At 68.3% G+C, this 12,426-nt stretch carries 16 protein-coding genes; 9 read left to right on the top strand and 7 right to left on the bottom strand.

Features of this window, described 5'->3' with window-relative positions:
- Positions 1-6: 6 nt before the first annotated feature.
- Positions 7-342, bottom strand: a complete 336-nt coding sequence (locus AC5YGJ_RS08750) for a zinc ribbon domain-containing protein YjdM (protein WP_249843261.1) — start codon at positions 340-342, stop codon at positions 7-9.
- Between the two features lie 180 nt (positions 343-522).
- On the opposite strand from AC5YGJ_RS08750, the gene AC5YGJ_RS08755 reads away from it, so the two are divergent.
- The 3 genes from AC5YGJ_RS08755 to AC5YGJ_RS08765 all read left to right on the top strand — a co-directional run bounded on the left by AC5YGJ_RS08755 (position 523) and on the right by AC5YGJ_RS08765 (position 2,601).
- The gene (locus AC5YGJ_RS08755) at positions 523-1,884 is read left to right on the top strand and encodes an Hsp70 family protein (protein WP_249843260.1); all 1,362 of its coding nucleotides are present in this window, start codon (positions 523-525) and stop codon (positions 1,882-1,884) included.
- 229 nt (positions 1,885-2,113) lie between these two features.
- On the top strand, positions 2,114-2,407 hold the full coding sequence (locus tag AC5YGJ_RS08760) for a YkgJ family cysteine cluster protein (RefSeq protein WP_106551109.1): 294 nt from the start codon (positions 2,114-2,116) through the stop codon (positions 2,405-2,407).
- A gap of 11 nt (positions 2,408-2,418) precedes the next feature.
- Complete coding sequence (locus tag AC5YGJ_RS08765; RefSeq protein WP_005410566.1) at positions 2,419-2,601, top strand: hypothetical protein; 183 nt, start codon at positions 2,419-2,421, stop codon at positions 2,599-2,601.
- Between the two features lie 49 nt (positions 2,602-2,650).
- On the opposite strand, the gene AC5YGJ_RS08770 is transcribed toward AC5YGJ_RS08765, so the two are convergent.
- The 3 genes from AC5YGJ_RS08770 to AC5YGJ_RS08780 are packed head-to-tail and all read right to left on the bottom strand — an operon-like array spanning position 2,651 to position 4,652.
- Complete coding sequence (locus tag AC5YGJ_RS08770) at positions 2,651-3,532, bottom strand: DUF4097 family beta strand repeat-containing protein (RefSeq protein WP_496186290.1); 882 nt, start codon at positions 3,530-3,532, stop codon at positions 2,651-2,653.
- Between the two features lie 11 nt (positions 3,533-3,543).
- Positions 3,544-4,077 carry a hypothetical protein gene (locus AC5YGJ_RS08775; protein WP_496186291.1) on the bottom strand — a complete coding sequence of 178 codons (534 nt, stop codon included), beginning with the start codon at positions 4,075-4,077 and terminating at the stop codon, positions 3,544-3,546.
- Positions 4,074-4,652, bottom strand: a complete 579-nt coding sequence (locus AC5YGJ_RS08780) for an RNA polymerase sigma factor (RefSeq protein ID WP_032965935.1) — start codon at positions 4,650-4,652, stop codon at positions 4,074-4,076. Before AC5YGJ_RS08780 ends, AC5YGJ_RS08775 begins: the two co-directional genes overlap by 4 nt.
- Positions 4,653-4,777: 125 nt before the next feature.
- On the opposite strand from AC5YGJ_RS08780, the gene AC5YGJ_RS08785 reads away from it, so the two are divergent.
- Complete coding sequence (locus tag AC5YGJ_RS08785; protein ID WP_309334577.1) at positions 4,778-4,957, top strand: hypothetical protein; 180 nt, start codon at positions 4,778-4,780, stop codon at positions 4,955-4,957.
- A 36-nt stretch (positions 4,958-4,993) separates the two neighbouring features.
- Complete coding sequence (locus tag AC5YGJ_RS08790) at positions 4,994-5,587, top strand: mechanosensitive ion channel family protein (protein WP_249843256.1); 594 nt, start codon at positions 4,994-4,996, stop codon at positions 5,585-5,587.
- Positions 5,588-6,099: 512 nt separating this feature from the next.
- Here AC5YGJ_RS08790 and AC5YGJ_RS08795 read toward each other — a convergent pair.
- Both AC5YGJ_RS08795 and AC5YGJ_RS08800 read right to left on the bottom strand, forming a co-directional pair.
- On the bottom strand, positions 6,100-6,366 hold the full coding sequence (locus AC5YGJ_RS08795) for a DksA/TraR family C4-type zinc finger protein (RefSeq protein ID WP_496186292.1): 267 nt from the start codon (positions 6,364-6,366) through the stop codon (positions 6,100-6,102).
- 106 nt (positions 6,367-6,472) lie between these two features.
- Positions 6,473-7,030 (bottom strand): DUF2058 domain-containing protein, encoded by a 558-nt coding sequence (locus AC5YGJ_RS08800; protein WP_309340155.1) that lies wholly within the window; start codon positions 7,028-7,030, stop codon positions 6,473-6,475.
- A gap of 61 nt (positions 7,031-7,091) precedes the next feature.
- Here AC5YGJ_RS08800 and AC5YGJ_RS08805 point away from each other — a divergent pair, with 61 nt between their 5' ends.
- The 3 genes from AC5YGJ_RS08805 to AC5YGJ_RS08815 are packed head-to-tail and all read left to right on the top strand — an operon-like array spanning position 7,092 to position 9,961.
- Positions 7,092-7,592 (top strand): M48 metallopeptidase family protein, encoded by a 501-nt coding sequence (locus AC5YGJ_RS08805; protein ID WP_309340153.1) that lies wholly within the window; start codon positions 7,092-7,094, stop codon positions 7,590-7,592.
- 47 nt (positions 7,593-7,639) lie between these two features.
- Positions 7,640-8,338 carry an RNA pseudouridine synthase gene (locus AC5YGJ_RS08810; RefSeq protein ID WP_496186293.1) on the top strand — a complete coding sequence of 233 codons (699 nt, stop codon included), beginning with the start codon at positions 7,640-7,642 and terminating at the stop codon, positions 8,336-8,338.
- A 33-nt stretch (positions 8,339-8,371) separates the two neighbouring features.
- Positions 8,372-9,961 (top strand): phospholipase D family protein, encoded by a 1,590-nt coding sequence (locus tag AC5YGJ_RS08815; RefSeq protein ID WP_496186294.1) that lies wholly within the window; start codon positions 8,372-8,374, stop codon positions 9,959-9,961.
- 3 nt (positions 9,962-9,964) lie between these two features.
- Here the strand turns inward: AC5YGJ_RS08815 and AC5YGJ_RS08820 are convergent, their stop codons facing one another.
- On the bottom strand, positions 9,965-11,041 hold the full coding sequence (locus AC5YGJ_RS08820) for an HDOD domain-containing protein (protein WP_496186308.1): 1,077 nt from the start codon (positions 11,039-11,041) through the stop codon (positions 9,965-9,967).
- Between the two features lie 277 nt (positions 11,042-11,318).
- Here AC5YGJ_RS08820 and AC5YGJ_RS08825 point away from each other — a divergent pair, with 277 nt between their 5' ends.
- Entirely contained in the window at positions 11,319-12,416 is a 1,098-nt protein-coding gene (locus tag AC5YGJ_RS08825) for a Glu/Leu/Phe/Val dehydrogenase dimerization domain-containing protein (RefSeq protein WP_107231160.1), read from the top strand.
- Positions 12,417-12,426: the final 10 nt, after the last annotated feature.

The following is a 12,426-nucleotide window of genomic DNA, read 5'->3' on the forward strand; positions in this document are numbered from 1 at the left end:
AGGGGCTCAGGCCTTCTTGAGGAAGCAGGTCTTGAGCACCAGCCCCTTGATCTTGTCCGAGTTGCCTTCGATGTGTTCGGCATCGTCCTCGACCAGGCGGATGTTGCGGATCACCGTGCCCTGCTTGAGCGGGATCGAAGAGCCCTTCACCTTCAGGTCCTTGATCACAGTGACGGTGTCACCGGCCTGCAGCGTGTTGCCGTTGCTGTCACGCACGACCAGGGTCGAACCGGCGCCTTCCTCGGCGGTCCATTCGAAGCCGCAGTCGGCGCAGATCCACAGCGCGCCATCGGCGTAGGTGTTTTCAAGGGTGCACTGCGGGCAGGCGGGGACGGAAGACATCGGCAAGTACCTCAAAATGAATCAACAGCTGCCATTGTAACCGCCCGGCCCGCATGCCCATTTTCCGGGCGGGGTCCAGCGGCTCGCAGGCCCAGCCAGGAACGGGGCGGCGTTGGAACTTGCAGTCGGCAGCGAACTGCCGCAGAGTGCGCGGCCCCCGCCCGCCCCCCGGAACGCCCCATGCGCCTCGGCATCGACTTCGGTACCAGCAACTCCGCCGCCGCCATTGTGCATGAGGGCAAGCTGCTGCCGATCCGTTTCGGCGATGCCGAGCAGTTCCGCACCAGCGTGTATTTCCCCGGCGTGGTGCCCGACCCGGACGACTTCCAGCTCGACGATGGGCAGGAACACCAGCTGCAGCAGATGATCGACAGCGCCGCTCGCGCAGCGCGTGCCGCCGGCCAGGAACGCACGCCGCAGGCGCTGCGCCGCGAAGCCCTGCGCGCCCTGCGCCGGGAATGGATGGAAGCGCGCGCCGGCAAGGAACGCAGCGCCAGCGACCTGCTGCAGAACGCCGTCTACGGCGATGAGGCCCTGGAAGCCTATTTCGAGGAGCACGAAGGCAACCTCGTGCAGAGCCCGAAATCAATGCTCGGCTACAACCTGCACCCGCGTGCAAAGCAGACCATTACCGGCATCGCCGCGCACATCCTCGAACACATCCGCCTGACCGCCAGCGCCCAGCTCGGCCAGCCGCTGCGCGCGGCACTGCTGGGCCGTCCGGTGCAGTTCCGCAGCTCGATCGGTGCGGCCGGCAACGACCAGGCGCTGGACATCCTGCGCGAAGCGGCCACCCAGGCCGGCTTCGATCACATCGACTTCCTCGAAGAACCCGCTGCGGCGGCCATGCATTACCACGCTGAAAGCCGCGAGCGGCACCAAGCGGTCATCGTCGACATCGGCGGCGGCACCACCGACATTGCCCACGCCGAAGTCGGCGGCGACGACGCCCCGCGCATCCATCGCGCCTGGGGTATCGCCCGCGGCGGTACCGATATCGACCTTGCGCTGAGCCTGTCCAGCTACATGCCACTGTTCGGCCGCGGCATCACCCGCGTGCCCGCCCACCACTACGTGGAAGCGGCCACCGTGCAGGACATGACCCGCCAGCGCGATTTCCGCCAGCACAAGTACGATCATGTGGACGCACCGTGGGGCGACCGCCTGCAGGCGCTGCAGGATACCGGCAACACCGCGCGCCTGTACCGCGACGTCGAGCGCGCCAAGATCGCGCTCAGCGCTGCCAGCGAACACCGCAGCACGCTGGACTACATCGCCCGCGACCTGCATGCCGACAGCAGCGCCGAGGGCCTGGCCACGGCCGCCCATGGCTACCTGGAGCAGATCCGCGAACTGCTGGCCCAGGTCCGCAGTGACATCGGTGGCGACCCGGATGCGGTGTTCCTGACCGGCGGCATGTCCCGCGCCGGCTACCTGCGCCAGGTTGTGGCGGCGGCCTTCCCGGGCGCCCGCATGGTCCACGGCGAGCCCTCGCTGGGCGTGGTGCAGGGCCTGGCGCTGGCGGCAGCCAGCCAGGATTAACAAAACGTTACGCGACCTAAGTTACTCTTGGTCGGCTAGAACTCCGCTGCACCTTCCATCGGCCACGCCGGTGTGTGTCTACCGTGCAGCCCGGCCCGCCCTGCGGGCCTAGCGGCCATGCCTTCCTGGCTCGTTCATGGTCCGCGTACCACCGGAGCCGCCATCGAGACCCGCTTTGGGCACCCGCCAGGCCCCAGAGGCCTTACAACCTGACGCAGCACCTGCACCCATCGACTGCCGCCGTTGTGACGCGGTCTGTTGCCGGCTGCCCGTGCTGCTGCAGCCCGGCGACCAGGTGCCCGGCCAGTTCCTTTCGCGCGACGCGCACGGCCGTGCCGTGATGGCGCGCAACGAAGAAGGCTGGTGCGCGGCGATCGATCCCTATCACCTGCGCTGCACGATCTATTCGCAGCGCCCGGCGATCTGCCGCCAGTTTTCGATGGGCGGCGATGACTGCCGCCGCGAGCGGCAGGACTACCTGCGCCAGGCCGATGCCTGGGCGCTTTCCTCCCCTTCCACCTGACAGGAGCAACCATGCCCCGCAAGGCAAAGACCCCCGCGAAGGCCAGCAACAGCATCCGCAGCGAACGCAAGGGCGCGGCCGCCAGCACCGTGGTCAGCAGTGATTCGATCGCTTCGGACCTGGCTGCGTTCCGCAAGGCCGGTGGCAAGATCGAAGTCCTCGGCACCACCTGGGCGCTGAAGAAAGCCAGCTGACCCCGCTCCGACCGCGGCGGCGCTGCCGCCGCGGCCTGCCCGATCGCGCTCAGCGGTCCAGGCGAACCTGCACGCTGCCCGAATGCGACTGGATGCGGATGTCGCCATCACCGCCGCCCAGCCGCGTATCCAGATGGCTGCCCGGGCCATAGCGCGGCCGCTCCACCTGGCCGGCATCGCTGTTGATCGAACCGCTGAAGCTGTTCACCGACAGCTGTGCCGACACCGTGCGCGGCAGCCGCAGATTGACCGAGGCACTCACCGATTCAACGCTGATACGGCCCCCCGGCGCCAGTCCGGCCGCGGCCAGATCGATGCTGCCCGACACCGTTTCCACCGCCAGCCGCTGCACGCGACCGGCGTCGACCTCGACCCGGCCGGACACCGTCTGCGCCCCGATATCGCCCGACACGCCGCCCCCGGCCTCGATCCGGCCGCTGACGGTATTCACGTCCAGCTTCGGCGTCTGCAACCGCGCATTGACGCTGCCGCTGACCGTATTGAGCTTGCTGTCGCCACTGCGCCCGGACGCGGACAGGCTGCCGCTGACCGTGTCGGCCTGCAGGCGGCGTACGTCGATGCCCGCGATGTCCTGGCTGGCACTGACCGTGTTCAGCAGCAGTTCCACCGAACGCGGCACGTTCAGCACCAGCGTCGCCCCCCCATTGTTGTTGCGACGCGGGTACTCGATCTCCCAGCGCACACGGTTGGCACTCTTCTCCTGGCGCAGCTGCAGGCCGTCACTGAGCGTGCCGGTGAGCTGCACGTCATTGCGATCCCAGCCGCGCACGGTCACCTTGCCGGCCACGTTGCTCAGTTCAATGCGCCCTCCTGTGGCCAGGGTGTGGCGTTCATCGATGCGGGTGTCGGCCAGCGCCACGGCAGGCACCAGCAGCAGCGCGACGCAGCAGGACATCAGGGTTCGGGTCATGGGGGGTCTCCTCAGGTCGTCAGGCCGGACTCGACGGCATAGGCCGCCTGCCGGGTCAGTTCCAGCCGCAGCGCATAGGTGCGCTTGAGCTGGCCAAGCAGGTGCGGGGCGCGCGGATCCTGCGCCAGCGCGGCCCGGATCTGCGCCGCACTTTCATCCAGTTCATGCAGCGCCGGCTGCCATTCCGGTGCGCGCCCATCGGGCAGCGCCGCAACGGCCTGCTGGTACTGCTCGGTCATCGCCGCCGCCTGCAGCTGCAGGGGGGACGGCGCCGGCGCGTCCGGCGGCGCATGGCGCCACGGCGCCACCGCATACAGCGCCAGGCTGGCCGCCAGCGCTGCGCCCAACGGCAACCAGACGCGGCTCGGTGAACGTCGCGGCAGCGCCACCACGTTGCCGGTGGTCACCGGAGCCGCCTGCGCTTGGCGTGGCGGCAGCCGGGCCGACAGGCGTGCCCAGCCATCGGCCGGCACATCGCGCTCGTTGGGCAGCGCGCGCAGCCGGGCCTGCAGGTCGGAGTCGGAATCGTGGTCGTGCGTACTCATGTCATGTCTCCCAGCCGTGCGCGCAACAGGCCGCGCGCACGATGCAACTGTGCTTTGGAACTGCCGACAGCCATCTGCAGCTGCTCGGCGATTTCCTGGTGTTTCCAGCCTTCGATATCGTGCAACACCAGTACCGCACGCGCCCGTGGTGGCAGTGTCGACAATGCGCGCTCCAGGTCACGCTCGGTGCCCGCGCAACGGTCATGCACCGCCAGTTCCTGCAGGCCGCCGTCGACATCCTCCAGACTGTCGTGGTCCTGCCCGGCGGCGCGACCGCGCAGTTCCATCAGTGCGGCGTTGACCCCCAGCCGGTGCAGCCAGGTCGACAGGCTGCTCTCGAAACGGAACCCCGGCAGCGCCTTCCACGCCTGCAGGAAGGCTTCCTGCAATGCATCCTCGGCACGTGCCTGCTGGCCGCCACACAGCCGCCACAGCACGGCGAACACGCGTGGCGCGTGGCGCCGGTACAGCAGTTCATAGGCGGCCGTATCGCCGGCGGCGGCCGCCCGAACCAAAGCGGGTTCATCGACGGCATCGTTGGCGGCAGGCGGCGCGGGCATGGTGGTGTCGAGCATATCGCTTGGATGCAACGAGCCGGGAAAAGGTTTAGAGCCGATCCTCGCGTGAAGCGATGCAACCTTTCCGGTGGTTGCTGCATCCATGGGAAGTCCCTGCTGAAAACCTCCTGTGGAGTCCTGTCATGTCCAGCCCAACCTGCGCCGCCCTGCTGGTGATCGCGGCCTGCGTCGTGCTGCAGGCCCTGGGCCTGTCGCTGCATCTGCGGACCGACGCCGGCCGCGCCTGCCTGCACCAGCATCGCCAGGCGCTGGTCTGCCTGGCTTGGACACCAATGGTCGAAACACCGGCACGCGGCGGGTAACATCGAGGGCCGTTATCGCCACCTGTTGTCGCCCCCATGATGTTGTCGCTGAAGGATCACCTGCCGGCCTGGACCCACCCGTGGCTGAACTACGCAGGCGTCGCCCTGCAGATCGTGCTGGTGCTGCTGGTGGCCTGGCTGCTGCGGGTGCTCGCCCGTCACCTGATCCGGCGCTTCGCCGAGCACTACACACTGCCACCGGAAATGGTGATGGGCGCGCGCCGCATCATCAGCTTCGTGGTCTATTTCAGCGCCCTGCTGTACATCCTCAGCCTGCTCGGGGCATCGCCGTCAGTGCTGTGGACCGCCTTCACCGGCTTCGCCGCGGTGGGTGCGGTGGCCTTCTTCGCAGCCTGGAGCGTGCTGTCCAACATCTTCTGCACGCTGCTGATCTTCACCACCCGCCCGTTCCGCCTGCACGATTACATCGAGGTGCTGGAAAACGGCGAAAAGCCGGGCCTGAAGGGCCGGGTGATCGACGTCAACCTGATCTACACCACGCTGCAGGAGACCGGCGACGGCCACGAAGGCACGGTGCTGCAGTTACCGAACAACCTGTTCTTCCAACGCACGGTGCGCCGCTGGCGCGACCCGGCGCAGGCCCCCGGCGGCATCCAGGGCGACGGCTGAGGGTGGGGTTTTCGGCAGGGCTGCGCCCTGCACCTGCTCGGAGCAACGGCAATGGCAAAAGCATGCTATCGGTGGGATGGCGGGGTGGGTCCGGTTGAGGGGGACGCTGCAAGTACGTCCATGTAAGCTCGGTCGCCGCATCCATGCGGCTCACGCCCCCTCAACCGGACCCACCCCGCCTTCGACAGATTTCCGCGAGCTGTCCGTTCTTCTGTAGAGCCGAGCCATGCTCGGCTCAAATCATTCCGATATCGAAATTTTCGATTTCGATGGAAATTTATCCACGCACGGCGGGATGTACCCGATCGCGGAAATCTGTCGGAGGTGGGGCGGTGTCGGAGTGCGGGGTGTCAGCCGCATGGATGCGGCTGCCAAGCCTACAAGGACGTACTTGCGGCGTCCCCGCACTCCGACACCGCCCCGCCACCCCACGGAATGCCAGCTTTTGCTGTTGCTGCTGCCTTGGCTTGAAGGCTTCGGCGGGTGCAGGGCGCAGCCCTGCCGAACAACCTTTACCTCAACTGGCTGTCCTTGCTGCCACGCCGGTTGTAGCCGGCATGCGCCTGTTCTTCGTCGTCACGCGCCTGCTGGCACGCCACGCACAGCCGGACACCGGGCACGGCCTGACGCCGCGCCAACGGGATCGGCGCGTCGCATTCCTCACAGTGTTCCAGACCCGGACCGTGGCGCAGCTGGCGCCGCGCACGGGCAATCGCATCGTCAACGGTGGCGTCGATCTGGTCCTGGACCGCGCCGTCTCCCGCCCAACCGGTGGCCATGGCCATCCTCCGCAGGTGTGTCGCCCGATATGGGGACGATACACCGCGCCGCAATTGGTAGCGCCGGGCCATGCCCGGCGGGCGTAGCGGCCGGTTCAGCCGCGCCTTACCAGACCAGGTCGTCGGGTACCTGGAACTGGGCGTAGTAGGCGTCGTCCTCGGCGTTGCCGGTGGAGATCTCGGCGCTCGAGCCCGGCTGGCCGTGGTCAACGATGATCGCCTCCGGGGCGCGCTCGCGCACCTTCTCTGCGGCGGCGCGCGGCAGCAGCGCGTAGCCGTCACCGTGGGCCACGATCACCAGCACCCCCACCGACAGCGCCTTGCGCAGCTTGGGGTCGATCAACAGGGTGCGGATCGCCGCGCCGTCGCTGAAGCGGTACTCGTCATCGCCCTTGTGAGGCACGGCGTGGGCGCTGATGATCTGCCGGGCCTGCGCCTTCTGTTCAGCCTGGCGGACCTGGGCGTTGCGCTCGGCCGCCAGCGTGCGGTCACGCTCGACCTTCTCGGCCCGGGCACGTTCAGCCTCGCGCTGGACCTCGGCCGACGCCGACTCGGCCTTGCCCTGGCGGGCCTTGGCCTGCTCGCGCGCGGCGGCGCTGGCCTGCGACTTCCTGGCCAGGCCGGCCTTGAGCAATTGTTCCTGCAGCGCGTTGGGCTTTGCCATGGTCGATGCGTACCGCGTGTAATCTGGATGCCCCATTCTACCGACGCCCCGCCGCCCCTGCATGGCAGTCCTGAAGTACCTCACCGGCTATCCCGACCCCCTGGTCGCCCAGGTCAGCGAACTGCTGGCACAGGGCAGGCTCGGCCCCTGGCTGCAGCAGCGCTACCCCGACCCGCACGAGGTGCGCAGCGATCGCCAGCTGTACGACTACACCCAGGATCTGAAGGACCGCTACCTGCGCAAATCGGTGCCGCTGAACAAGGTCTGCTACGACAACACGCTGGAGGTCATCAAGCACGCGCTGGGCACCCACACCGCCATTTCGCGCGTGCACGGCGGCCGCCTCAAGGCCAGCCGCGAAATCCGCATCGCCACCGTGTTCCGCCAGGCACCGGCCGCGTTCCTGCGCATGATCGTGGTGCACGAGCTGGCGCACCTGAAGGAAGCCGACCACAACAAGGCCTTCTACCAGCTGTGCCAGCACATGGAACCGGATTACCTGCAGCTGGAGTTCGATACCCGCCTGTACCTGACCGAGCTGGCCAACCGCGGCCAGCGCTGACCCGCCGCAGCAGCTACACTGCGCGCCCCCTGCCCGACCTGCCCGCCATGGAACCGACCCGTCTCGACAAACACCTGTCCGCCCTGCTCGGGATCCCGCGCGGCGAGGCGCGGCGCTACATCGAGGGCGGCTGGGTTTCGGTCAACGGCGAGGTGGTGGAGCAACCGCAGCGGCCGGTCGATGACAGCGCGGTGATCGTGGTGGCCGAGCAGGCCAGCGACGACAAGGCCGAACGGGTCAGCATGCTGCTGCACAAGCCGGCCGGCGTCGCCGCCGAAACGCTGTGCGCGCTGGTCAGCAGTGACAGCCGCAGCGAACTCGATGCCAGCGGCACCCGCGCATTGCAACGGCATTTCCATGGCCTGCGGCTGGCCGCCGCGCTTCCGGCCAGCGACAGCGGGCTGGTGGTGGTCAGCCAGGATCCGGCCACGCTGGCGCACCTGCAGCGCAACCTGGGCCGTACCGAGCAGGAGTACCTGATCGAAGTGGCCGAAGGCGGGCCCGAGCGCGGGCCGTGGCTGCTGGCGCGCCTGCAGCAGGAATCCGGCGGTGCCAAGGTGAGCTGGCAGAGCGAGCTGCGCCTGCGTTTTGCCGGCAAGGGGCTGACCGCCAAAGGCCTGCGCGTGGCGGTGACCGCTGCCGGCCTGCAGGTCATGGCGGTGCGCCGCCTGCGGATCGGACGCGTGGCGCTGGGGCCGCTGCCGCCGGGACAGTGGCGTTACCTGGGCAGCGACGAGCGGTTCTGACCCCGGATCGATCCTGCAGACATTCCTCCACGCATGGCGTGGCTCTACCATCGGGGCATGAGCCTACCCAAGCCCCTGTGGCGACGCCTGCTGCGCATCGCCGCACTCCTCCTCGCCGCACTGTTGCTGCTGGTGTTGTCCGGCCTGCTGCTGGCCGACCATCTCACGCCGCAGGCGCAGGGCGCGCCCTCGCAGGTGCTGCCGTTGCAGCCGGCGCAGACCCGCATCGACCGGGAGATCGTGCCACTGCAGGATGCCCATCCCGGCAAGTCCGGCGTGGCCTTCCTCAGTGATGGCATGGACGCGTTCGCCGCGCGCGCGATGATCACCGCACACGCCGGCCGCAGCCTGGACCTGCAGTACTACATCTGGCACGACGACCTGATCGGCCACCTGATGGCCAAGGCGCTGTATGACGCTGCCGAGCGCGGTGTACGCGTGCGCATCCTGCTGGATGACATGAATGCCAAGGACAAGGACGCGCTGATGATGGCGCTCGATGCGCACCCCAACATCGAGATCCGCCTGTACAACCCGTTCCGCAACCGCAGCGGCATCGCCCGCACGCTGGAACTGGTGCAACGCGCCTTCAGCGTGAACCACCGCATGCACAACAAGAGCTGGATCGCCGATGGCCGCATCGCCATCGTCGGCGGCCGCAACATCGGCGAGGAATACTTCAGTGCGCGCGATGATGTGAACTTCCAGGACCTGGACCTGGTGGTGGCCGGGCCGGCGGTACAGCAGGCCAACCGGATCTTCGACGACTACTGGAACAGCCGCGCGGCGATTCCGATTTCCGCACTGGCGTCCTACACCGATGCGCAGCTGCGGCAACTGGTGCGCCAATCGGACCTGGATGCGATGCAGGCCAAGGCCCAGCCCTACCTGCAGCGCGTGGCAGCCTCGCGCCTGCTGCAGCGGCCCAGCCCGGAACCACTGCACTGGAGCGCCGAGGTCCGCATCGCCTCCGATCCGCCGATGAAGCATCGCGACGATGACCGCCGCAGCTGGCTGGTCAGCACGCTCAGCGAGGAACTGCGCAGCACCCGCCGCAGCGCGCTGCTGATCTCGCCCTACTTCGTGCCCGGCGACGATGGCGTGCATGCGCTGTCGACACTGGCCGCCACTGGCGCGCAGGTCGGTGTGGTCACCAATTCGCTGGCCGCCAACGATGTGGCCGCCGTGCATGGGGGTTACATGGGCTACCGCGTTGCGCTGCTGCAGGCCGGGGTGCAGCTGTACGAACTGAAGGCGCACGGCCGTCCCGATACCAGCCTGTTCGGCAGCAGTGGCGCCAGCCTGCATACCAAGGCATTCGTGGTCGACGACCGGCGCGGCTTCGTCGGCTCGTTCAACCTCGACCCGCGCTCGGCCTACCTCAACACCGAGATGGGCGTGCTGTTCGATGATCCGGTACTCGGGGCGCAGCTGCGCGAGGAGTACCTGCGCCTGGCCGACCCTGCGCACAGCTGGTGGCTGGCCCTGGGCCACAACGACAGGCTGCGCTGGCTGGAACGGCAGCCGCCACCGCACTGGGTGGAGGCCGAGCCCGGTGCCAGCCTGGGCAAGCGCTGGACCGCGCGGGTGATCAGCTGGCTGCCGGTGGAATCGCAGCTGTAGGTGTCAAGGGGCTGGGCCGGCCTCTTCCTGCCCGGCTTCATCCAGCGTTTCCACGCTGCGCCCGTGCAGGCGCCGCCAGATCCAGCGCAGTGCATGCGGCGGGGCCGACGGCAGTTGCTCCAGCAGGGCCAGCATGCGGCTCTGGCTGGCGTGGCCATGGCGGCACAGCAGGCTGGCCGCTGCGGCGGCACTGGCCAGGCGCAGGCTGTCGGCCAGTGGCCCCTCGGCCTCCGGCGCCAGCGCCTGATGCACCGGTTCGGGCAGCTCCCAGGCCGCAGCCACGCGTTGGGCCAGCGGCAACGACCATTGCTGCAGCAACTGCAGGGCCAATGCCGGCTCCACGCTTTCGCCGCGCGCCTGTGCCTCCTGCAGCAGCTGGCGCATCACCAGTGCCGAACCCAACCCCTGCACCAGGCCCAGCCATTGCGCGGCGAATGCATCGCCGAAGGTGACCGTGCGCGCGTGGTCGGCGGCGGCGCGCGAGGCCAGCAGGGCGTGCTCCCAGATGATCGCGCTGAACTGCGGAAACACCTCGCACTGCACCTGCATCACCGGCTGTACCAGCACGGCGCTGATGATCTGGCGCACGCCTTCGGTGCCGACCAGGGTCACCGCCCGCTGCAGGCTCTCCACCGGGCGTTCGTGCACCTTGTAGGCCGGGCTGTTGGCGATGCGCAGCAGGTTGCCGGTCAGCACCGGGTCCTGGCCGATGATCGCCGCCATCACCCGTGCAGACGCAGCGTCATCGTTGACGGTCTGGATCAGCTGAGGCAGCAGTTGCGGCCGGCGTGGCAACTGCCGGGCCGCCCAGTCGCGGGCCTGCAGCGCGCGCGCCACCGCATCGGCCAGCCCGGCGTTCTGCGCCGGTTCCGGCTCGCCGGCCAGCCGCGGGTACAACGCCAGCGCGTGCAGGCCACGCTGCAGGTGCCCGGCGATCTCGCCCGCAGGCAAGGCCTCGCCCTGCAGGCTGGCCGCTGCGGCGGCCACCGCCTGTCGCGAAACGGCCGCCAGACGCGACGGTGCGGCCCCGGTCGAACGCGCCAGCCAGCCGCGCAGGCGTCGCCACCACGCCGCGGTCATCGCTGCCTGCCCTGTTGTTGTGGTGCCCTTGCCGTCACTGACCGCCTGCCTCTTCACGCCGATCCGGCCGCCGGCCGTCGTCGCAGCATCGGCCGCACTTTCATCTTCTTTAACCGGACCGCCGCCGTTGTCGACGGCAAGCGCCGGGGGAATGGACTAGAATGGCGCCGCGCGACCCGTCCCCCTGCACCGACGACGTCGCTTTTTTTGTTTTGGGACCCTACCGTTCATTGGCCGTTCGCTGCAATTCGCCGCTGTTCGTGCCATCGGAGACGCCATGCTATTCGAAACCCTCGCCACCACCGGCCACGAACAAGTGGTGTTCTGCCACAACCACGATGCCGGCCTGAAGGCGATCATCGCCATCCACAACACCACCCTGGGCCCGGCCCTGGGCGGCGTGCGCATGCGCCCCTACGCCAGCACCGACGAGGCGCTGGCCGACGTGCTGCGGCTGAGCCGGACGATGACCTACAAGAATGCGCTGGCCGGCCTCAACGTCGGTGGTGGCAAGGCGGTGATCATCGGCGACCCCAAGACCGACAAGACCGAAGTGCTGTTCCGCGCCTTCGGCCGCTATGTGGATTCGCTGGGCGGGCGCTACATCACCGCCGAGGACGTCGGCACCGACGTCAACGACATGGAGAACATCTACCTGGAGAGCCAGTTCGTGACCGGCGTGCACCAGGTCCACGGCGGCTCGGGTGATCCGGCACCGTTCACCGCCTACGGTGCGCTGCAGGCGCTGATGGCCTCGATGCGCTTCAAGTTCGGCCACGAGGAAGTGGGCAAGACCAGCATCGCCGTGCAGGGCCTGGGCCACATCGGCATGGAACTGGTGAAGCTGCTGCGCGACCGCGGTGCCAAGCTGTACGTGACCGACCTGGACAGCACCCTGGTCGATCGCGCGGTCAGCGATTTCGGCGCCGAAGCGGTCAAGCCCGATGAGATCCACGAAGTGAACGCCGACGTGTTCGCACCGTGTGCGCTGGAAGGCGCGATCAATGCCGACACCGTGCCGCGGATCAAGGCGAAGATCATCTGCGGCACCGCCAACAACCAGCTGTCGAGCCTGGACATCGGCGACCAGCTGCACGCACGCGGCATCCTGTATGCACCGGACTATGCGGTCAACGCCGGTGGCGTGATGAACGTGTCGCTGGAAATCGACGGCTACAACCGCGAACGCGCGATGCGCCTGATCCGCAGCATCTATCACAACCTCACCCGCATCTTCGAACTGTCGCAGCGCGAGAACATCGCACCGCAGCGCGCCGCCGACCGCATCGCCGAAAGCCGCATCCTGTCCATCGGCAAGCTGAAGATGCCGTTGGGCCGCAGCACGCCGCGCCTCGGTAACCTGCGCGGCGGCTGAGGCTGAAGGC

This window comes from Stenotrophomonas sp. CS3K5, from assembly GCF_059515225.1.